Annotated in this window: 19 protein-coding genes and 1 tRNA gene; 12 read left to right on the top strand and 8 right to left on the bottom strand. The window is 63.2% G+C overall.

The window, feature by feature from the left end; translation table 11 throughout:
• Positions 1-831 precede the first annotated feature (831 nt).
• On the bottom strand, positions 832-2,883 hold the full coding sequence (locus RQ479_RS31105; protein WP_352469147.1) for an elongation factor G: 2,052 nt from the start codon (positions 2,881-2,883) through the stop codon (positions 832-834).
• 166 nt (positions 2,884-3,049) lie between these two features.
• On the bottom strand, positions 3,050-3,916 hold the full coding sequence (locus tag RQ479_RS31110) for an alpha/beta fold hydrolase (protein WP_376703546.1): 867 nt from the start codon (positions 3,914-3,916) through the stop codon (positions 3,050-3,052).
• A gap of 143 nt (positions 3,917-4,059) precedes the next feature.
• Here RQ479_RS31110 and RQ479_RS31115 point away from each other — a divergent pair, with 143 nt between their 5' ends.
• Positions 4,060-4,659 (top strand): isoprenylcysteine carboxylmethyltransferase family protein, encoded by a 600-nt coding sequence (locus tag RQ479_RS31115; protein WP_352469145.1) that lies wholly within the window; start codon positions 4,060-4,062, stop codon positions 4,657-4,659.
• A 29-nt stretch (positions 4,660-4,688) separates the two neighbouring features.
• Positions 4,689-5,084: a cupin domain-containing protein gene (locus RQ479_RS31120; protein WP_376703547.1), complete on the top strand. Its 396-nt coding sequence runs from the start codon at positions 4,689-4,691 to the stop codon at positions 5,082-5,084.
• A 6-nt stretch (positions 5,085-5,090) separates the two neighbouring features.
• Here RQ479_RS31120 and RQ479_RS31125 read toward each other — a convergent pair whose 3' ends face one another.
• Positions 5,091-6,293: a pyridoxal phosphate-dependent aminotransferase gene (locus tag RQ479_RS31125; protein WP_376703548.1), complete on the bottom strand. Its 1,203-nt coding sequence runs from the start codon at positions 6,291-6,293 to the stop codon at positions 5,091-5,093.
• Between the two features lie 202 nt (positions 6,294-6,495).
• Between RQ479_RS31125 and RQ479_RS31130 the strand changes: the two genes are divergently transcribed.
• The 3 genes from RQ479_RS31130 to RQ479_RS31140 all read left to right on the top strand — a co-directional run bounded on the left by RQ479_RS31130 (position 6,496) and on the right by RQ479_RS31140 (position 8,965).
• Positions 6,496-7,389: an EAL domain-containing protein gene (locus RQ479_RS31130; protein ID WP_352469142.1), complete on the top strand. Its 894-nt coding sequence runs from the start codon at positions 6,496-6,498 to the stop codon at positions 7,387-7,389.
• 14 nt (positions 7,390-7,403) lie between these two features.
• Positions 7,404-8,240, top strand: a complete 837-nt coding sequence (locus tag RQ479_RS31135) for an EAL domain-containing protein (protein ID WP_376703549.1) — start codon at positions 7,404-7,406, stop codon at positions 8,238-8,240.
• Between the two features lie 116 nt (positions 8,241-8,356).
• On the top strand, positions 8,357-8,965 hold the full coding sequence (locus RQ479_RS31140) for a glutathione S-transferase family protein (RefSeq protein WP_376703550.1): 609 nt from the start codon (positions 8,357-8,359) through the stop codon (positions 8,963-8,965).
• Positions 8,966-9,095: 130 nt separating this feature from the next.
• On the opposite strand, the gene RQ479_RS31145 is transcribed toward RQ479_RS31140, so the two are convergent.
• Together RQ479_RS31145 and RQ479_RS31150 are read right to left on the bottom strand one after the other, a co-directional pair.
• Positions 9,096-9,311 (bottom strand): hypothetical protein, encoded by a 216-nt coding sequence (locus RQ479_RS31145; protein WP_292661819.1) that lies wholly within the window; start codon positions 9,309-9,311, stop codon positions 9,096-9,098.
• Between the two features lie 501 nt (positions 9,312-9,812).
• Entirely contained in the window at positions 9,813-10,025 is a 213-nt protein-coding gene (locus tag RQ479_RS31150) for a cold-shock protein (RefSeq protein WP_023678332.1), read from the bottom strand.
• A gap of 299 nt (positions 10,026-10,324) precedes the next feature.
• Between RQ479_RS31150 and RQ479_RS31155 the strand changes: the two genes are divergently transcribed.
• Positions 10,325-10,651 (top strand): hypothetical protein, encoded by a 327-nt coding sequence (locus RQ479_RS31155; protein WP_023719370.1) that lies wholly within the window; start codon positions 10,325-10,327, stop codon positions 10,649-10,651.
• Between the two features lie 44 nt (positions 10,652-10,695).
• Here the strand turns inward: RQ479_RS31155 and RQ479_RS31160 are convergent, their stop codons facing one another.
• Positions 10,696-11,268: a methylated-DNA--[protein]-cysteine S-methyltransferase gene (locus tag RQ479_RS31160; RefSeq protein WP_376703551.1), complete on the bottom strand. Its 573-nt coding sequence runs from the start codon at positions 11,266-11,268 to the stop codon at positions 10,696-10,698.
• A gap of 162 nt (positions 11,269-11,430) precedes the next feature.
• Between RQ479_RS31160 and RQ479_RS31165 the strand changes: the two genes are divergently transcribed.
• The 4 genes from RQ479_RS31165 to RQ479_RS31180 all read left to right on the top strand — a co-directional run bounded on the left by RQ479_RS31165 (position 11,431) and on the right by RQ479_RS31180 (position 13,923).
• Positions 11,431-12,252 carry a transglycosylase SLT domain-containing protein gene (locus RQ479_RS31165; protein WP_376703552.1) on the top strand — a complete coding sequence of 274 codons (822 nt, stop codon included), beginning with the start codon at positions 11,431-11,433 and terminating at the stop codon, positions 12,250-12,252.
• Entirely contained in the window at positions 12,245-12,733 is a 489-nt protein-coding gene (locus tag RQ479_RS31170; protein WP_376703553.1) for a GNAT family N-acetyltransferase, read from the top strand. The genes RQ479_RS31165 and RQ479_RS31170 overlap by 8 nt, the downstream gene beginning before the upstream one ends.
• A 345-nt stretch (positions 12,734-13,078) precedes the next feature.
• Positions 13,079-13,462 carry a DUF6152 family protein gene (locus RQ479_RS31175; RefSeq protein WP_376703554.1) on the top strand — a complete coding sequence of 128 codons (384 nt, stop codon included), beginning with the start codon at positions 13,079-13,081 and terminating at the stop codon, positions 13,460-13,462.
• Entirely contained in the window at positions 13,459-13,923 is a 465-nt protein-coding gene (locus RQ479_RS31180) for a DUF6644 family protein (RefSeq protein ID WP_376703555.1), read from the top strand. The genes RQ479_RS31175 and RQ479_RS31180 overlap by 4 nt, the downstream gene beginning before the upstream one ends.
• Positions 13,924-14,144: 221 nt before the next feature.
• Here the strand turns inward: RQ479_RS31180 and RQ479_RS31185 are convergent.
• Positions 14,145-14,220 (bottom strand) — tRNA-Val (locus RQ479_RS31185).
• A 272-nt stretch (positions 14,221-14,492) separates the two neighbouring features.
• Between RQ479_RS31185 and RQ479_RS31190 the strand changes: the two genes are divergently transcribed.
• Complete coding sequence (locus tag RQ479_RS31190) at positions 14,493-15,296, top strand: hypothetical protein (protein ID WP_376703556.1); 804 nt, start codon at positions 14,493-14,495, stop codon at positions 15,294-15,296.
• Between the two features lie 20 nt (positions 15,297-15,316).
• The gene (locus RQ479_RS31195) at positions 15,317-15,529 is read left to right on the top strand and encodes a hypothetical protein (RefSeq protein WP_376703557.1); all 213 of its coding nucleotides are present in this window, start codon (positions 15,317-15,319) and stop codon (positions 15,527-15,529) included.
• Positions 15,530-15,905: 376 nt separating this feature from the next.
• On the opposite strand, the gene carB is transcribed toward RQ479_RS31195, so the two are convergent.
• Positions 15,906-19,409, bottom strand: coding sequence for a carbamoyl-phosphate synthase large subunit (gene carB / locus RQ479_RS31200; RefSeq protein ID WP_376703558.1), 3,504 nt, complete (start codon positions 19,407-19,409; stop codon positions 15,906-15,908).
• Positions 19,410-19,645: the final 236 nt, after the last annotated feature.

Consider the following 19,645-nt stretch of genomic DNA (forward strand, 5'->3'; position numbering starts at 1 on the left):
TTGGGCGGTATGCACCAGCAAGGTCTGGCTGCCGAAAAAACAAACGCGTGCTGCACGATTCCACGTCATCCTGCCTTTTTCGATTTTTCAGGCAAGAATTGCTGCTGATTCGCGGCTGCGGATCGATTTTTGCCTTGCCGCACGCCGTATTTCAGCGATTCAACTGGTCCTATTGCGCTTCGGGACGGATTAGACCACAGCCGGCACCTTTTTGCATGTGAGTGTTGCAAAATAGATGCTTGTTTCTTGGGCATGAAGAGCACATATATAGATCATCTCCTGAGCGCGTTCTCCTCCCATTAGCGCTCTCGAGTGTTCCCCTCTGGAGGTTAGCCTTAACAGGCACTTCCAATCAAACTCAGCCGGGTCTTCATTGATCCGGCTTTTTTGTTGCCCGAAACCAACACATCGCCAGAAAATCGGCCGGAACGGTCGCGTAACAGTGACATGTAACCTCGGGTAACATGCCGCGGGCGCGCCAAATCGACTAAGCAGAGCATAGGACGCGGTGTGGCTCGTCCGGGGGATGGGGGCATCACTCGGACGACCCGGGCTCAGGCAGCTACCGCGTCCGAACCTTCCTCCGCCGCCGGGCACCGGCGGCAAGTATGCGGCGGACCTGCCGTTTCGCCTCCCACGAAGACGGTCCGCAACGAAACGGCGCCCGAATGATCCGGGCGCCGTTTCCTTGTGTGCTTCCTAAAAGCGAGTCGCGTTCGACCGGCCTCATGCGACGCGCTTTTAGGTCCTTGTTTGATGCATGTCGTTATCGCAAAACCGCTGCACACTTTTGTGCGACATGCGTTAGTGTTCTGGCCGCAAGCTGCCGTTTCAGGCGGCCTTGCCGTTGGTGTTCAGCGCTTCGTCGGCCAGCCGGCCGGTGAGTTCGGCCATGTGGTCGAAGACGGCCCGATAGCTGGCGACACCCGCCGTGGCCGAGCGCAGCTCGATGATGAGGTCACCGATCTCGGCCTGCGGCATGGTCGCCTCGACCACGTCCCATCCCGGCCAATCGGGCCGCGCGTCGTAGCCGAGGATCTGACCGCGCCGCTGCGGGATCAGCGCGATGATCTTCGACGTCGCATCCGACGGCGTGACGATCTCGACCTTCATCACCGGCTCGAGCAGCACCGGCGAGCAAGCAGCCATGCCTTCCTTCATCGCCAGCTTCGCCGCCATCTGGAAGGCCATGTCGGAGGAATCCACCGCATGATAGGAGCCGTCGGAGAGGTTGACGGCAACATCGACGACCGGGAAGCCGAGCGGGCCGGATTTCAGGTAATCGCGCACGCCGGTCTCGACCGACTGGATGTAGGTCTTCGGCACGACGCCGCCGGTGATCGTATCGGTGAACTGGAAGCCCGACCCGCGCGGCAGCGGCTTGATCTCGAGAACCACGTCGCCGAACTGGCCGTGGCCGCCGGACTGTTTCTTGTGGCGGCCGCGCTGCTGCGTCGCTTTGCGGATCGTCTCGCGATAAGGCACGGCCGGCACATGGCCTTCGACCGGGATCTGGTTCTTGCCTTCCAGCCGCTCGCGCACGACGCGCAGATGCATCTCGCCATGGCCGGACAGCACGGTTTCGGCGGAATCCTGGTTGTGATGCAGGTTGAGCGAGGGATCTTCCTCGGCCAGGCGCTGGATGGCCGCCGACATCTTGACCTCGTCCTTGCGCTCTTTCGGCCGCAGCGCGAAGGCGAAGACCGGTTGCGGCGGCGCCAGCGTGACCAGCGGCTTGATGCCGCCCTTGGTCGAGCTCAGCGTCTGGCCGGTCCTGACGGCGTCCAGCTTGCCGAGCGCGATCGTGTCGCCGGCCTTGGCCGAAGTCAGCTTGACCTGGTCCTTGCCGAGCATCTTGTAGATGCCGGAGACCTTTGCCGTTTCGCCATTGGAAAGGAACAGCTCGCCGGCGTCGGCGACCTGGCCGGACAGGATGCGCGACACCGACAGCTTGCCGCCATGCGCGGTGTGGATGGTCTTCATCACCTGGACCACGGTGGCATTGCCATCGGGCGCGCCGAGACGCTGGCGCGTCGCCTCGATGTCGGGTGCGTCGTGACGGATCGCCTTCAACAGGCGCAGCACGCCATTGCCCTTCTCGGCGGTGCCGATCAGCACCGGCGTCACTATGCCGTCGCGCAGGTCGGCGGCGAGGTCGTCGAAGATCGCGTCCTTCGGCGGTTCGATCTCGTCCAGCAATTGCTCCATCAGGCGGTCGTCATGGTCGGCGAGCGTCTCCAGCATGGAAAAACGCGCCTCGAGCTCGCGCGCCTTGTCGTCGCTCGGGATCTGGGCGACCTCGCTCTCGGCATATTCGCGATAGATGTAGGCACGCTCCAAAGCGAGGTCGATCGAGCCGATGACGACGCCGTCCTTGCGCAGCGGGATCTGGCGCAGCAGCAGAGGCACCGAGCTTGCCGGCTGCAGCATCTTCAGCGTGTCGCGCACGCCTGCTATCGCCTTGTCGACCTTGTTCAGGAACAGCATGCGCGGCACGCCGAGATCGTCGAGCTTGCGCATGATCAGCTGCAGGGCAGGGATCTTCTTCTCGTCAGCCTCGGCAACGACCACGGCGACGTCGCAGGCGGCCAGCACCGGCTCGGCTTCGAAGGAGAATTCGATGGAGCCGGGACAATCGACGAAGGTGAACGGCTCGCCCATGAAATCGGTGGTGGCGAAGGTCGCCTCGACGCTCATGCCGTGAGCGCGCGCCTCGGGCGAATGATCGGAAACGGTATTTCCGGACGAAACGGGATTCTGGCGGGGAATGGCGCCTGTACGGGCGAGTATGGCTTCGAGAAGTGTCGTCTTACCGCTTGCGAAGGGACCGACTATGGCAATGCATTTCGGTCCCGTGCGTCGTCCTCCGGCGCGAGTACCCATGGCTGACCTCCACTCAGGCGTTTCCCTGTGAGCGGCGGCCGGCCTGTCGGCCGTCGCGGGCGAGGCTTTTTTCAATTTGCCACCTACCCAATGGGCATCGTCCCACGGGCAGGCCGGGAGGGCAAGGGATTTGAAGTTGAAGGGATTTGAAGTTGAGGGGCTGGGTTCAGCCGGTGCCGGCTAGGCGCGACGCCAGCGGGGGTGCGTCCACGCGCTGCACCGCCACCGTCTCGGCAAAGCGCGCGAGCAACGGATTGAGAAGGTCCGCACGCTCCCAGAAAGGCGCATGCCCGGCACCGGGAATGATGTGGCAATGCTCCCACAACGAGCCGTAGGCGAGCGTCTCAAAATAGCCGAGCCGGACGAACGGATCGTTCTCGCCATTGACGATGGCGACCGGAAACGCGGCCTGCTCGACCACCTGTCTCTGGTCGGCGCCCTTGCCGGTGAGCATGCCGCGCGTCACCGCGGCGCGCAGCCGGCCGTCGGTGCGCAGGATGGCTTGGCGGAAGGACGGATCGGCGGTGTCGCCGAAACACAGCGTCTCGAAGCGCTCGGCATCGCGTTCGGAATACGTCTTTTTGGACGCCAGCAGCATGTCCCAATGCGCGTGGAAGCCGCGCAGCATGCCGAAAGGACCCTTCGATACCGGCGGCGCGCCGGTCAGCATCAGCCCGCCGACGGCGCGGTGAAAACTCGCGAGTTCGATTGCCACGTGCCCGCCAAGCGACCAGCCGAAGACGACGGCGCGGCCGATGCCCAAGGCATCGAGGAGCTGAGCCGCCGATTGGGCAAGGCCGGCGATGGTGTAGTCCGTCGCCGGATCGCGGGCGTCCGAGGATTCGCCATGGCCGGGCAGGTCGAAAGCAATCAACCGATGGGCAGCGGCCAACGGGCTGTCGAACTGGCGGGCGAATACGGCGCGCGAACTGCCCGAGCCGTGGATCAGGACAAGCGGGATGCCGGGTCCCGACGACTGGCTGAGGCGCAAATCCGCGTGCGGCGTGCGGATCGTGCGGTGGGAAACGGCCATATCTGGTTGGACCTTGGGATTGTCTCCAGGTCAACATCGCATGCCGAGGTCACCATCTTGTTTAGAACGGTGGTTAAGAAATGATTTCTCGGTTTGCGCCGGGTATGATGACCGAATCCACCACAGCTAACCCCGGGACCCTGATGATGGAATCCACGCTCGACCTTCTCCTCTCGATCAGCAGCATCGCCACGCTCGGCCAATATGCCTGGTCGATGCGCGCGCATTTCCAGTCGCAGACCATGTCTCAAGGCGCGATGATCATTTCGGCCGTCGTGGTCGGCACGGCGCTGTTCTTTCTTGCACTGCTGTGGATCGAGCGGCAGCCGGTGGCGGCGAAGATCGGCGGGCTCGCCATCGAACTGGCAAGCTCGGCGCTGTTCTGGTGGGCGATCTCGGTCTCCCGCAAGGCGCGACTGCGGTTCGCGTTCGATCCGGACAATCCCGACAGCCTGGTGACCGAAGGCCCTTATCTCCATGTCCGTCATCCGTTCTACACGTCCTACATTATCTTCTGGATCGGGTGGGGTATCGCGACCTGGTCGGTCTGGGCGGTGGTGCCGGTCGCCGGTATCGTTGCGATCTATGTGATCGCAGCCTTGGACGAAGAACGAAAATTTTCGCGGACAAGGTTGGCCGACGCCTACGACGCCTACCGCAGGCGCACCGGCCTGTTTTGGCCGCGCCTTGCCCGCAGCCGGCAGGACATGCAGCCGGCGTCGGACGAAAGTGGTAGGCTCTAGACACTAGATTGGATCGAGGATTTGCGACGATGAAGATCATTGCCTGCGGCAGCGTGCCGACGATCGTTGCGCCGGAGACATATTTTACTGGCCGGGTTTTGCAGACGCCGATCATCGAGAAAGAGGCGCCGGCGCGGCTACGCGCCACGCTGGTCAGTTTCGAGCCCGGCGCCCGCACCCACTGGCACACGCATCCGCTCGGCCAGACGCTCTACGTCACGTCCGGTGCCGGTCTCGTGCAAAGCTGGGGCGGGCCGATACAGGAGATCAGGGCCGGCGACGTCATCTCCTTTGCGGCCGGCGAAAAGCACTGGCACGGCGCCGCGCCCAAATCGGCGATGACCCACATCGCCATGCAGGAGGCACTCGAAAGTGTGCATGTCGATTGGCTGGAGAAGGTCAGCGACGAGCAGTATGGCGGCTGAAACGTCTCAGGCCAGCGAGGCGGTAAAGCGCTGGATGCGCGTGCAGGCCTCTTCGAGCAAGGCCTCCGACGTGGCGTAGGAGATGCGGAAGTTCGGGCCGAGGCCAAAAGCCGAGCCGAAGACGACCGCCACGCCCTCGGCCTCGAGCAGTTCCGAGCAGAAGATTTCGTCGCTGTCGATCACCTTGCCGGTCTTCGTCTTCTTGCCGATCAGCTTGGCGCAGGACGGATAGACATAGAACGCACCCTCCGGCGACGGGCAGGTGATGCCGCGCGCCTGGTTGAGCATCGAGACGACGAGATCGCGCCGGCCCTGGAAGATCGCCTTGTTCTTCGGGATGAAATCCTGCGGGCCATTCAACGCTTCGACCGCCGCCCATTGGGCGATGGTGCAGGCGCCGGAGGTCTGCTGGCCCTGGATCATGTCCATCGCCTTGATCAGCGGCACCGGGCCTGCCGCATAGCCGATGCGCCAGCCGGTCATGGCATAGGCCTTCGACACGCCGTTCATGGTCAGCGTGCGTTCATAGAGCTTTGGCTCGACCTCGGCGATGGTCTTGAAGACGAAGTCGCCATAAGTCAGGTGCTCGTACATGTCGTCGGTCAGCACCCAGACATGCGGGTGCTTCAACAGCACGTCGGCAAGGCTCTTGAGCTCCGCCTCGGTATAGGCGGCGCCCGAGGGGTTGGACGGCGAGTTCATCAACAGCCATTTGGTGCGCGGCGTGATCGCCCTTTCCAGCACGGCCGCCGTCAGCTTGAAGCCGTTGTCGATCGAGGTCTCGACAAAGGCCGAGGTGCCGCCGCAGATCGCCACCATTTCGGGATAGCTCACCCAATAAGGCCGCGGGATGATCACCTCGTCGCCGGGGTTCAGCGTCGCCATGAAGGCGTTGAACAGGATCTGCTTGCCGCCAGTGCCGACGATGGTCTGCTCCGGCCGGTAGTCGAGATTGTTCTCGCGCTTGAACTTTTTCGCGATCGCTTCGCGCAGCGGCACGATGCCGGATACCGGCGGATATTTCGTCTCGCCGCGGCGGATCGCCTCGATCGCGGCGTTCTTGATGTTGTCGGGGGTGTCGAAGTCCGGCTCGCCGGCGCCCAGCCCGATCACGTCGCGGCCGGCGTTTTTCAGCTCGCGCGCCTTCTGCGTCACCGCGATGGTCGCGGAAGGCTTTACGCGGGAAAGGACGTCGGCAAGAAAGGCCATGACAGATGTCTCCAGAAGGACCGGCGCGGCGAAGGCGCCGCGGCGCCTCTCATGTCGCATCGTCTTGCCAAGCGCAAGCCCAGCGCAGGCATTGTCGAATGAGCCAGCGCGCAATGCTGGCAACAATAAATTCATCAACGATCGGTAAAAGCTTGAACGGCAGGACCGTAGCCGGTCCGCCAGTCTCGCACAGCGAGGAACCGTGACGCGCAGCATCGGGCTTGCCCATATCATCCGCCATGATGACGGCACCGCCAGCGGTGTCTGGGGGGTCTATACGCTGCAAAGCGCGTTCCAGCCGATCTTCGCCTTCAACAAGGGCAAGCTTTCCGTCGTCGCGTTCGAGGGGCTGATCCGGCCGTTCCGCGAAGGCGAGCCGCAGCCGCCAATGAGTTTCTTCAACAGCTGTCCGGCGGTCGACCGCCTGCATATCGAGGCGCTGACAAGGACGCTGCACCTTCTGAACGCCGGCGCCTGCCTGCCGCGAGACGCCTCCATCTTCATCAACTTCGATCCATCGGTGTTCACCGACCGCAGCATCGCCGACAATGCGCTGCGCGACATGCGGCTGGTGCTGCACGAGGCCGACATCGATCCGCGCCGCGTCGTCTGCGAGGTCACCGAGCAGAAATCGGCGTCGCAGGAAACGCTCTACAATTTCGTCGAGGCGCTCAGGGGCAATGGTTTGCGCATTGCCGTCGACGATTACGGCGCCGACGAATCCGACATCAATCGCATTAAGGAACTCAGGCCCGACATCGTCAAGTTCGATGCCGACTGGATCATGACGCTGATGGAATCCGGTGCCGGCTTCGCCTTGTTGACCGCCATGGTGACCAGCTTCGAAGAGCAAGGCATTCGTACGGTGTTCGAGGGCATCGAGACGGGCTGGCAGCTCGAGCTTGCCGAAAAGTCGGGCGCCTCGATGGTGCAGGGCTATGTGCTGGCGCGCCCCGAGCTTGCGCCGACCAGCTTTCACGTCTTCGACAAGAGCGGGCAGGCGGTCGCAGTGTCGCCGGACATGAAGGAGGTGCCTGCGGCAGTTCCGACTTCGCGGCGACCGAGGCGGGCCTTTGGCCGCAGGGTGGCATCGTGACCGGGCAAGCCGACATGCGGCGTAGGGTCGGCGAGGCGATCTTTGCCGACGAGGTCGGCATCGAATATGGCGTCTACGGCGCATTCCGGCTGAGGAGCGCCTACCAGCCGGTCTTCGCGCCGCGCGGCAGGTTTCTCGCCGCCGTTGCGGTCGAGGGACTGATCGAGCCGCATCGTGCAGGCAGGCCGATGGCGCCGCAAATCTTCTTCGAAGGCGTGCCGGCAGCGGATCGGCTGTTTGTCGAAACCATGTGCCGGGTGCTGCATTTGCGCAACTTCCGCAACATCGGCGTCGACGAGCTCGACCTGTTCTTCAACTACAATCCGCTGATCAACGATGACCCCGCACGGGCGCTGGCCGAAATCAGGCTGATGACCAGGCATCTGACGGATTTCGGCCTGCATCCCGGCATGCTGGTCTGCGAGATCACCGAGCAGGCGGCCGGCGACAAGGTGCTTGTCAGCCTGGCGCGTGAGATGCGGCGCGACGGCGTCCGCATCGCCATCGACGATTTCGGCACCGGGCATTCGACGGAAGAAAGGGTCGCCCTCGTGCAGCCCGACATCGTCAAGATCGACGGCACCTGGTTCGCCGAATTCTGCCGCCATGCCGCCGCCGAGCGGTTTTTCCGGCCGCTGGTTTCGACGCTGCACGACCGCGGCGCCAAGGTGCTGGTCGAAGGCGTCGAGAACGCAACGCATCTGCGCGTCGCGCTGGATGGCGGCGTCGACCTGCTGCAGGGTTTTTACCTCGCCCGGCCGGCGCTGGCCGGCACGCTGTTCGACGAGGAGCCGTTGTCGATCGACAGGCTGCTCGGCAGGGATAGCAACGTCATCCCCTTGTTCGGATGAATGCATCAGCGGCGCTGATGGTTACGCCAAAACAAATCACTGGATGAAGCCGCCGCTGCCGCGATAGAGGCTGGATCAAGCCTTGAGTCGGGTGGTTGCGAGCAAGGGGAGCACCGATGATACTCTATGGAATGATCGACAGCGGCAATTGCTACAAGCCGCGCCTGTTGATGGCCAAGCTCGGCATCGCTTTCACCAATGTCGAAGTCAGCTCGCATACCGGCGACACGCGCAAGCCCGACTATGTCGCGAAAAACCCGAACGCCATGGTGCCGCTGCTCGAACTCGACGACGGCCGCCGGCTGGCCGAATCCAATGCCATCCTGCTCTATCTCGCCGAAGGCACGCGGTTTCTGCCGGCGGACAAATATGAACGCGCGCTGGCCTATCAGTGGCTGTTCTTCGAGCAATACAGCCACGAGCCTTATATCGCCGTGCGCAGGGCGCTGCTGACCTTTCCAGAACGCGCGAAAGACGCGACACCCGATCGGCTGGCGGTGACGCTGGAGCGCGGCAACAAGGCGCTCGGCGTCATGGACAAGCACCTGGCCGGGAGCAGCTTCTTCGCCGGCAATGCGCTCAGCGTCGCCGACATCGCGCTCTATGCCTATACGCATACGGCCGAGACGGGCGGGTTTCAGCTCGACGCCTATCCGGCGGTGGCCGCCTGGCTGAAAAGGGTCGAGGCCGACCCGGGGCATGTGCCGCTGGAGTGGCTGCCTTAATTCTGTCCTCACGCTTGTCGCCGCTTCGCGGCTCGCTCCGGACGGGCGCGCCAACAGGCGCGACGCCCGGTCGCGCTAGCGGCCCTTGGCCGGTGGTGCTTATTCGGGCTGTGTGATGTGGTGGTGTGATTTAGAGCGGGCGGATCCGGCCGGCTCGAATCTCAGCTAAAGCTTGCTCTGCAAGCTTATCGAGCCTGCCGGCTTTTGCGTCGGCCTCGATCTGTTGGTCCCACAAATCGCCCTGTAATGCCTCAAACCAGACGGTGAATGCCTTCAGTTCTTCCCAACTCAGTTCGACAATGGATTTTTTGATCTCTTCGAGCTTGGTCATGGGCAGAAAATACATGATCGGGGTTCCAGGGCAAAGTGTGTTGGTATTGGACGAGGTGCGCCAGCAACGCCGGTGATTGGCGAAAACTTCGGCGAGGGCGTCCTTCTCCCCGTCTCTACACGGGGAGAAGATGGCGGCAGCCAGATGAGGGGCAGCGCCAGCCTTTGTTGTGATATCGTGCTTGGCTTGGCGAAGGGCAGTCTTGATACGTCGCGCTGCCCCTCATCGCCCTGCCGGGCACTTCTCCCCCTCTCCCCCTATAGAGACGGGGAGAAGGACGTTGTATCTGCGGTTTCGCCAATCGTCGGTCTAAATCCAGACAGCAAAAAGGCGGGACAAAATCCCGCCTTCCCATGCTTGGTAGCCTGATCGGGAGCGTTTTGGCCGGGCCGGCAGCAATCTGCTGCTTCGGCTTGTCGGGGTCTGTCGCTCCGGCGCGCTTCTCGCGCGACTGTCAGTACATCCGTGACTTGCCGCGCGCCCCGGGCTATCGCCCGGCGCGCGCCATTCGCAAAATCAGGCTGCCTTGCTCAGAGATCCAGCGGACGACTTGCCAGTGCGGCGGTCCTGCTCGATCTCGAAGTTGATCTTCTGGCCTTCGACCAGGGTCGACAGTCCAGCGCGCTCAACTGCGGAGATGTGGACGAAAACGTCCGCGCCGCCGCTGTCAGGCTGAATGAAGCCGAAACCCTTGGTGGAATTAAACCACTTGACCGTACCTGTTGCCATTTCGATAGTCCTTTACGTTTGCTTTAGTTTGACTGGACCGAAACCCAGCCGGCTTGTATCGAGATTTTGGAGATAGAACGTCAGCAAACGCGAACATCGCGAGGCCCGGATCGATCGGCCGAAATATCAATGGACCGCATATAATATGCTTTCGCGCGAAAAACAAGACGGGGCGGAAAATGGCGCGGCGGCAACGCTGCCCAACGGCCGCCCCAATCGCGTGAGAGCGTCGTCGTTGCGCGCCTGACGCGGGAGATCGCGCCGGCTTCGGGCACGACCAGGTTTTGGGGAGAGGGGCCATGAAAATCGTTCTGCTTGCCGCCTGCCTGACGCTGGTGGCCGCCGAGGCGCAGGCGGTGTCGCGTTACGATCCGACGCGCATGAGCTGCGGCAAGGTGCAGGCGACGATCGCGCGCGAGGGTGCGGTCATCCTGCGTTACAGATCGGCGCGCGTGCCGGGGCTGGCGCTCTACGACCGCTACGTGCGGAGCCAGCAATTCTGCGACATCGGCGAGGTCAGGGCGCGGGCCTCGGTGCCGAGTGCCGATACGAATTCCTGCACCGTCTACAAATGCAAGCGGGTGGAGATCGACCGCCGCTTCCGCCGGCGCCTGCTTCCGGATTAGGATGACGTGCCGGGATATCGGCCTCACCTGAACATCGACATACCCTAAAACCCGAACGACACCTGCGCCGGCGGCGGCGCGCCGACGTGCACGCCTTCCATTGCCAGCATCTTTTCCTTGGTGGCCGAGCCGCCGGGGGCGGAAAAGCCGCCGATCTTGCCACCGGCGGCAAGGATGCGGTGACAGGGAATGACCAGCGGCACCGGGTTGGCGCCGAGTGCGGCGCCTGTCTCACGCGCCAGCCCGGCATGGCCGGCGCGCTTGGCCAGTTCGCCATAGGTGGTGGTTTCGCCGAAGGCGAGTTTTCGCGCGGCGTCATAGATCGCCAGGCGGAACTCGTCGACGCCGCTGAGATCGACCGGCACGCCGGAGAAATCGATGTCCTCGCCGGCGGCGTAGGCCTTGATCGACGCGATCAGCTCGGCAACCCATTGCGGCTCGGGCTTCACGGGTTGCTCGACGGTTGCCGCATGGCGCAGCAGCCGGCGCTCTACCGCGTCGCGGTTGCGCTGCGGCAGGCAGAGCCGGGTCAGCCCGGCATCGCTCCAGGCGATGCCCATGAAGCCGAGCACGGTTTCGAAGACCGCGTGGCCGGCGGTGGCATGAGAGGCGTCCATGGCGTGTTCCTTTCCGAAATCTTTTGAAGTACAAATCCAGAACAATATCGCATTTCCCGGCTCGGCTCGCCACCCGAAAACCACCTTCTACCGCGGATTGCAGGGGGAAAGATGCTGGTGTAAGGACTTCTTAACACCCGACGAACCGGACCCGAGCGCCGCTTGCCAGCAAAATTCCTCTTTCCCGTCCTTGCGGCGGTGTTGGCCGTCGCCGCTCTCAGCGGTTGCACCTCGACTTCGCCGGCGACCCCGGCGCCGGCCTTCACCGAAAATGCGGCCAACACCGATGCCGGCTTTGCGCTGGCGCTGCCCGACACGGTTTCGGTGCTACCGGAACCATCCGGCGTCGCCCAGGTGGCAGCACTGCCGGTCGAGCCGGACGCCGCCTTTGCCGGGCCGACGCCGCTGGCGGCAACTACCCCCGCCGTCATGACCGCCAATGCCCAGCCTGTTTCCGCGACGCCCGCTGTCGCCATGCCGGTCGCCGAACAGGCCGCCGCCATGCCCGGCGTTCAGTCGGTTTCCTACGCGGTGTCACAGAACCCTGCCGCTCTGGCCGCGACCGACCCGGCGGAGGGCCAGTCGAATGCCGGCGGCCGCAGCGAGATCGAGCGGCTGATCGAGAAATATTCCGCGCTTTACCAGGTGCCGGTCGATCTGGTGCGCAGCGTCGTCAACCGCGAGAGCACTTTCAACCCGAAAGCCTATAATCGCGGGCATTGGGGGCTGATGCAGATCAAGCACGCGACGGCGCGCGGCATGGGCTATGACGGGCCGGCCAGCGGCCTGTTCGACGCCGAGACCAATTTGAAATACGCAGTGAAATATCTGCGCGGCGCCTGGCTGGTCTCCGGCGGCAACCCCAAGCGCGCCGACCGGCTCTACCAGAGCGGCTATTATTACGATGCCAAGCGCAGGGGGATGCTGGGCGAAACCGGCCTCGGCAGCGACAGCCTGCGCCGCCGCATGCAGCCCGATGCCTGAGCCGCGCCCGCCGGCGCCAAACGACATCCGCCTGCGCAAGATCCTCGACGACACGCTTCTGGCGCCGCGCTGGCCAGAAGGTTTTTTCATGCGCGGCTTCGAAGCCGCCGATGCGCTTGCACTGCATGCGCTTTTGACCGCGGTGTTCGACGACGGCGCCGACGGGCCGTTCGACCAATGGTGGCCGCGCATTTCCGGCGACGCGGAATTCGACCCGGCTTTGTGTTTCCTGGTCATCGACGGCAAGGGCCGGCTGGCGGGCGCCGCGCTCTGCTGGACGCGGGCTTTCGTCAAGGACCTTGCCGTCCACCCCGAGGCACGCGGCAAGGGCATCGCCGAAGCGCTGATGCGGCACGCCTTCGCGGTGTTTCGTGCGAGGGGTGCGGCGCATGTCGATCTCAAGACCAATACGGTCGAGAACGCGGCTGCGATGCGGCTTTATCAGCGGCTGGGGATGGTCGAGGTGGACTGGGCGGGGTGAAGGATCGGGCAGGCGCCTCGGTAAGTGCGGCGATGTTCAGCAGAGGCTGCGACGCTCGAAGGTAACGGCATGGATCCTAGGGTCTCCGCGACGTCGCTTCGCTCCTGCTCCGCCCTAGGATGACGAAGATACAGTGGCATAAGGCTAATCGCGGACGTTGGAGATTGGCTGGAAACTCCCCTCGCTTCGTCATCCTAGGGCGGAGCGAACGCGAAGCGGAGCGCAGACCCTAGGATCCATGCCGTTACCGTGGCTGTGGAGCGCAGCGACCCAAAAGGCCCTCATGTGATTTGACGCTGCCACGCGCTGACCTACCCTCTAATGCCGGAACCGAGGAGACGAGCGATGCTGTCACCTTCAACCGGAGGCGTCACGCTGGCAGCGGCGGTGATGCTTGCCGCCGCCACCGCGGCCTATGCCCATCATGGCTGGTCGTGGACGCAGGACGGGTTCTTCGAACTCAAGGGCAGGATCACGGCCATCTATATCGGCAATCCGCACGCCACGCTGGACGTCGACGCCGACGGCGAGGTCTGGCGGGTGGAGATGGCGCCGCCGTCCCGCACCATTGCCGCCGGCTTTACCGAGGATGTCGCCAAGGTCGGCGACGAGGTGACCGCGATCGGCCACCGCTCGCTCGACGAGACCGAGAAGCGCATGAAAGCGTCCCGCGTCATCGTCAACGGCAAGACGTATGACGTCTATCCCGACCGCGTGCCGCCGGCTTGAACGAGATCCTCGCCGGTATCGAGCAACTCGCCTTGGTGCGGGGACTGAAGGCCTCTTTCGTCGCCTACCCCATAGTCAACGCGCTCCACATCATGTCGATCGGCGCGCTGCTGACCAGCGTTTCGCTCATGGACCTCCGGATCTTGGGCGCCTTCCGCTCGTTGCCTCGGGCGGCGTTCATCGCGCTGCTGCGCCGCACCGCATTTACCGCGTTCGCCGGTGCGCTTGTCACGGGGTCGCTGCTCTTTTCCGTCAGGGCGAGCGAGTATGCGGCGATGCCCATTTTCCTCGTCAAGATGACACTCATCCTCCTCGCCGGCGCCAACTTCCTAGCGTTTATGCGCCGCGCAAAAGGCGGTGACGAGCCGGCCGGCGGGACTGTCACCATCCTGGCGGTGCTGTCGCTGGTGCTGTGGACGTCGGTGCTTTTCGCTGGACGGTTTATTGGGTTTCTCAACTGAGGCGGGCTACGGAATTGGCGTTCCGACCATGGCGGCAACTTGCCTTGAGCAGAATATCCATGGGGCCAATCCAACGTTTGTGGTTTATGGGATTGACTTCGCGTCCGCCTCTGGCGGAAAGACCGGGAATCCTATATAAAGCGGAGCCGTCATGACGCAGGGGCCAACCCCTGCGAATTGATCCGGGCCGACTGTTCGCGCAGATCGGCCTTATCGATTCTTGGTTCCCCGGCCAGGATTCGGACCTGGATTGCCATACTTGTAAGGAAGGGCGTCCTACCGTTAGACGAACGGGGAGAGCTAAGTAGCCTATTGCAGGGCCGGTCACCTTTCCTTCGCGGGGTCAGGGTGTGCCGGCCCTTCCTTCATCCTCGCCCCTGAGCGTCGGCTGCCGCATTGGGGCTCAAACTGTTGTCATGGTGATTCCTTCTTGCCTTGACCAATCTATTGCGAGAAATGGACAGCGTCAACAAGCTTATCCATTTCGCGCAAAACAAGTTGACTCCTGTTCGTCGCGCGCATAAGTTAAGGGTAGGCCGCAATCCAGCGGCGCGAATGGAGGTAGCCTTATGAGTGGCGAGACCATATCCGTGTCCGAGGCAGCGAAGGCCGATGATGTACAAACCAGGCAACGCTCGACGATTGCCTTTCCTTATGACGATCTCGACTCGGCGATAGAGCTGGCAACTGCCATCCATGGCAACGCTGGCCTTGGAGAGTGTGACGATGCCCAGCTCGCCGCGTGGAGCAAGCAGAGCGTCAAAAGCAGCGGATTCAGATTGCAGTTGTCGGCGGCAAAGCTATTCGGCTTGATCGCATCGGAGGGGGGAAAGCACCAGCTGACCGACCTTGGCGCTGCAATTGTCGATCCCAATCAGGCGCGGGCTTCGAGGGCGCAAGCATTCATGAACGTCCCGTTGTTCAAAGCCATATTCGACAAATACAAGACCGGTGTCCTGCCTGCTCAGGCGGCAGCCTTAGAGCGCGAGATGGTCGCAATGGGGGTCTCGGAGAAGGTCAAGGATCGAGCGCGGCAGCGATTTGAGAAGTCAGCTGATCAGGCGGGCTTTTTCGAGCACGGCAAGAACCGGCTCGTTATGCCGGCAACCGTAGCCGGTCTTACGCCTCCGCCTCTGCCGCACAGCGAAAGGGGGGGCAACGGCGGTGGTAGTGACGGCGACGGCGGTGGCGTAAGGCTTGATCTCGATCCGCTTTTGATTGAACTGTTGAAGAAAATACCGCCCACGGAGCTGGGCTGGCCGGCGGCTCAGCGAGTTCGCTGGTTCAAGACGTTCGCAATGAACGTTTCTCAAATTTACGACGACGATGACGATCCGGTCGAACTTGACATCAAGACGTCGGCTAGTGCCTAGACTAGCGGAGAATTAAAGACATGAGCCTCAAGCTCGAAAAGCTGAAAAACTGGACGTATCGGATGAGCGTAGCCACGGAAACGGGAACGGCTGCCGTTGAGGTGACGATCCCGCCCCCGCGCTCGAAGCTTTACACCGAGGGCGAACGAGAGATCGAGGCCTGCAATGCCGCCAGCGGTATAGTCGAAGAATTGTTGCACGAACTGACCGATGTCGCCATTGGCGAGAGCTGAGGGTCATATGCATTCAGCATATCGGTTCAGCGTGACGGTCAACTCAGACGACCTGGCTGTAGTGAACTGCCTGCGTTCACTCGCACAATTCAGCCAGAAGACTGGCAACAATCGGATACCATGGGGCGGCACCAAAGATGATGATTGGAAGCGAAGCGGTCATAAGGTAACTTTCCGCTTCACCTCTCAGGTATACCGAGCGGCTTTCTGGCTGAGGCGCAACGACTGCTGCCAGACAAGTTGTGGGTCATCACTGGACAACGCGACGATGACCCGGCGCGGCCGCAGTAAGCGATTTGGGCCAACTGCCCTCTAGTTAGGGCAGCAGCATTTATTGGATGTTACACCACAAGGTATCGAGAGTGGTCCCGAAGCCTCACCCAAAATACTCCTGCAGCGGCCGAACCTCTAAACTCCCCGCCCTCAGCGCCGCAATCGCCTCCGCCACGGCCGCCGCACCCGACAGCGTCGTGTAATACGGCACTTTCTGCATCAGCGTCGCCCGGCGCAGCGACTTCGAGTCCGAGACCGCCTTCTGGCCGTCCGTGGTGTTGAAGACGATTTGCACCTGGCGGTTGCGGATGGCGTCTTCGATGTGCGGGCGGCCTTCCAGCACCTTGTTGATTTTCTCCGCCGCGACGCCGTTTTCGGCGAGGAAGCGAGCGGTGCCGGAGGTGGCGAGCACCTTGAAGCCCTGGCCGGCGAGGCGCTTGACCGCCGGCAGGATACCTTTCTTGTCCTCATCGCGCACCGAGACGAACAGCGTGCCGGAGCGCGGTAGGTCGACGCCGGCGCCTAGCTGGCTCTTGGCGAAGGCGAGCGCGAAGTCGCGGTCGAGGCCCATGACCTCGCCGGTCGAGCGCATTTCCGGGCCGAGCAAGATGTCGACGCCGGGGAAGCGGGCGAAGGGGAACACCGCTTCCTTGACGGCGATATGGCCGGGATTGCGCGGGTCCGGCATGGCGCCGTAATGGGCGAAGGCGTCTTCCAAGCTCTCGCCAGCCATGATGCGGGCGGCAATCTTTGCAATGGGACGGCCGATGGTCTTGGCGACAAAGGGCACGGTGCGCGAGGCGCGCGGGTTGACCTCCAGCACGTAGACGGTGCCGTCCTTGATCGCATATTGCACGTTCATCAGGCCGCCGACATTGAGCGCGCGGGCAAGGGCGGCCGTCTGGCGCTCGAGCTCGTCGACCAGCTCCGAGGGCAGCGAGTGCACCGGCAGCGAGCAGGCTGAGTCGCCCGAATGGATGCCGGCCTCCTCGATATGCTCCAATATGCCGGAGACGTAGGTCGACCTGCCGTCGCAGAGGCAATCGACGTCGACCTCGATGGCGCCTGAGAGATAGGTGTCGAACAAAAGCGGGTTCTTGCCGAGCAGCGTGTTGATCTGGCCGGTCTTGTCGTTGGGGTATTTCTGCTTGATGTCCTCCGGCACCAGGCCGGGCACGGTGTCGAGCAGGTAGGATTGCAGCATGCTTTCGTCGTGGATGATCTGCATGGCACGGCCGCCGAGCACATAGGACGGGCGCACCACCAGCGGGAAGCCGAGTTCGCCGGCGACGAGGCGGGCCTGCTCGACCGAATAGGCGATGCCGTTCTTCGGCTGGCTGAGGCCGAGCTTGTGCAAAAGCTTCTGGAAGCGGTCGCGGTCTTCGGCGAGATCGATCATGTCAGGCGAAGTGCCGAGGATCGGGATGCCGGCCTTCTCCAGCGCATCCGCCAGCTTCAGCGGCGTCTGGCCACCGAACTGGACGATGACGCCGACCAGCTCGCCCGACGCCTGCTCGGCACGCAGGATCTCCAGCACGTCCTCCGGCGTCAGCGGCTCGAAATAGAGCCGGTCGGAGGTGTCGTAATCGGTCGAGACGGTCTCGGGGTTGCAGTTGACCATGATCGCCTCGAAGCCGGCGTCGCGCAGCGCAAAGGCGGCATGGCAGCAGCAATAGTCGAACTCGATGCCCTGGCCGATGCGGTTGGGGCCGCCGCCGAGGATGACGACCTTTTTACGCGAGGAGACCTGCGCCTCATTGGCAAGGCTGCCTGCGAACGGGACTTCATAGGTCGAGTACATGTAGGCGGTGGGCGAGGCGAACTCGGCGGCGCAGGTGTCGATGCGCTTGTAGACGGGATGAACGTCGAGCTTGTCGCGAATCTTCTGGATCTCTTCGACGTCTTTCCTGACCAGCGACGCGAGGCGGGCGTCGGAGAAACCCATTGCCTTCAGCATGCGCAGATTGGCGGCGTCCTGCGGGATGCCGTGCTCGCGGATGCGATCCTCCATGGCGAGGATGCCGGCGATCTGTTCGAGGAACCACGGGTCGATCTTGCACATTGCGTGCACGTCTTCCAGCGACGTGCCCATGCGGATCGCCTGCGCCACCATGCGCAGCCGGTCGGGCGTTGGCGTGCCCAAGGCGGCGCGGATAGCGTTGCGGTCGTCGGCGTGATTGGCGGGCGCGTTCCCGTGGCCGATGCCGGGGATCTCGATCTCGTCCAGACCGGTCAGGCCGGTCTCCAGCCCGCGTAGCGCCTTCTGTAGAGATTCCTGGAAGGTGCGGCCGATGGCCATGACCTCGCCGACCGACTTCATCGAGGTGGTCAGCACCGGCTCGGCGCCGGGAAATTTCTCGAAGGCGAAGCGCGGGATCTTGGTCACGACATAGTCGATGCTCGGCTCGAACGAGGCCGGCGTCGCGCCGCCGGTGATGTCGTTCTCCAGCTCGTCCAGCGTGTAGCCGACGGCGAGCTTGGCGGCGATCTTGGCGATCGGAAAACCGGTCGCCTTGGAGGCGAGCGCGGACGAGCGCGAGACGCGCGGGTTCATCTCGATCACCACGAGTCTTCCATCGGCAGGATTCACGGCAAACTGCACGTTGGAGCCGCCGGTCTCGACGCCAATCTCGCGCAGCACCGCGATCGAGGCGTTGCGCATCATCTGGTATTCCTTGTCGGTCAGCGTCAGCGCCGGGGCGACGGTGATCGAGTCTCCCGTATGCACGCCCATGGGGTCGATGTTCTCGATCGAGCAGATGATGATGCAATTGTCCGCCTTGTCGCGGACGACCTCCATCTCATACTCCTTCCAGCCGAGCACGCTCTCCTCGATCAGCACTTCGGTGGTCGGCGAGGCGTCGAGGCCGGACTGGACGATCTCGTAGAATTCGGCGCGGTTGTAGGCGATGCCGCCGCCGGTGCCGCCCATGGTGAAGGACGGGCGGATAATGGCGGGCAGGCCGACATGATCGAGCGCCTGCGCGGCGATGGCCATGCCGTGGTTGATATAGCGCTGCTTGCGGTCGCCTTCGCCGAGGTTCCAGCGCGTTTCCAGCGCATCGAGCGCGGCATCGAGATTTTCCGGCTTCTCGGCCTTCAGCGCGGCGCGCTCGGCCTCGTGCGTCTTGCGGTCGGCATTCTTGACGTCGGTGGCGTTGGCCAGCATCGACTTCGGCGTTTCCAGGCCGATCTTGTTCATCGCCTCGCGAAACAGCGCGCGGTCCTCGGCCTTGTCGATTGCGGTGGCGTCGGCGCCGATCATCTCGACCTGATAGCGGTCGAGCACGCCCATGCGGCGCAGCGACAAAGCGGTGTTGAGCGCGGTCTGGCCGCCCATGGTCGGCAGCAGCGCATCGGGCCGCTCCTTGGCGATGATCTTGGCCACCACTTCGGGCGTGATCGGCTCGATGTACGTGGCATCGGCCAGTTCCGGGTCGGTCATGATGGTGGCCGGATTGGAATTGACAAGGATGACGCGAAAACCCTCTTCCTTCAGCGCCTTGCAGGCCTGGGTGCCGGAATAGTCGAACTCGCAGGCCTGGCCGATGACGATGGGGCCGGCCCCGATGATCAGGATCGACTTGATGTCGGTGCGTCTTGGCATGTCGAGGTCCGTTCGGCGGGCGGCTTGCACAAAAAGCCGGACGGGATGACCCGGCCGGTTGTGCTCGCGATTCTGGTATCAGGCTAGGAGGGCCTTATAGGGAAGAGTTTTGCCGGATGTAACCCCGAAAATGCGGCTTTGTGCGGGGCTGCCTGAGCAAACAAGCGTCTCGTTCCGTCGCGCCCCCCTCTGTCCTGCTGGACATCTCCCCCACACGGGGGGAGATCGGCCTTCAC

Origin of the sequence: Mesorhizobium sp. ISC25, assembly GCF_042295465.1 — a bacterium.
In the GTDB taxonomy this organism is placed as follows: domain Bacteria; phylum Pseudomonadota; class Alphaproteobacteria; order Rhizobiales; family Rhizobiaceae; genus Mesorhizobium.

Bases quoted from the DNA above. Each gene is read 5' to 3' on its own strand.
- RQ479_RS31135 (WP_376703549.1), top strand. From the start codon at position 7,404: ATGCGGCGTAGGGTCGGCGAGGCGATCTTTGCCGACGAGGTCGGCATC.
- RQ479_RS31125 (WP_376703548.1), bottom strand. From the start codon at position 6,293: ATGGCCTTTCTTGCCGACGTCCTTTCCCGCGTAAAGCCTTCCGCGACC.
- RQ479_RS31175 (WP_376703554.1), top strand. From the start codon at position 13,079: ATGCTGTCACCTTCAACCGGAGGCGTCACGCTGGCAGCGGCGGTGATG.
- RQ479_RS31110 (WP_376703546.1), bottom strand. From the start codon at position 3,916: ATGGCCGTTTCCCACCGCACGATCCGCACGCCGCACGCGGATTTGCGC.
- RQ479_RS31190 (WP_376703556.1), top strand. From the start codon at position 14,493: ATGAGTGGCGAGACCATATCCGTGTCCGAGGCAGCGAAGGCCGATGAT.
- RQ479_RS31140 (WP_376703550.1), top strand. From the start codon at position 8,357: ATGATACTCTATGGAATGATCGACAGCGGCAATTGCTACAAGCCGCGC.
- RQ479_RS31150 (WP_023678332.1), bottom strand. From the start codon at position 10,025: ATGGCAACAGGTACGGTCAAGTGGTTTAATTCCACCAAGGGTTTCGGC.
- carB (WP_376703558.1), bottom strand. From the start codon at position 19,409: ATGCCAAGACGCACCGACATCAAGTCGATCCTGATCATCGGGGCCGGC.
- RQ479_RS31195 (WP_376703557.1), top strand. From the start codon at position 15,317: ATGAGCCTCAAGCTCGAAAAGCTGAAAAACTGGACGTATCGGATGAGC.
- RQ479_RS31155 (WP_023719370.1), top strand. From the start codon at position 10,325: ATGAAAATCGTTCTGCTTGCCGCCTGCCTGACGCTGGTGGCCGCCGAG.
- RQ479_RS31105 (WP_352469147.1), bottom strand. From the start codon at position 2,883: ATGGGTACTCGCGCCGGAGGACGACGCACGGGACCGAAATGCATTGCC.
- RQ479_RS31170 (WP_376703553.1), top strand. From the start codon at position 12,245: ATGCCTGAGCCGCGCCCGCCGGCGCCAAACGACATCCGCCTGCGCAAG.
- RQ479_RS31145 (WP_292661819.1), bottom strand. From the start codon at position 9,311: ATGTATTTTCTGCCCATGACCAAGCTCGAAGAGATCAAAAAATCCATT.
- RQ479_RS31115 (WP_352469145.1), top strand. From the start codon at position 4,060: ATGATGGAATCCACGCTCGACCTTCTCCTCTCGATCAGCAGCATCGCC.
- RQ479_RS31120 (WP_376703547.1), top strand. From the start codon at position 4,689: ATGAAGATCATTGCCTGCGGCAGCGTGCCGACGATCGTTGCGCCGGAG.
- RQ479_RS31160 (WP_376703551.1), bottom strand. From the start codon at position 11,268: ATGGACGCCTCTCATGCCACCGCCGGCCACGCGGTCTTCGAAACCGTG.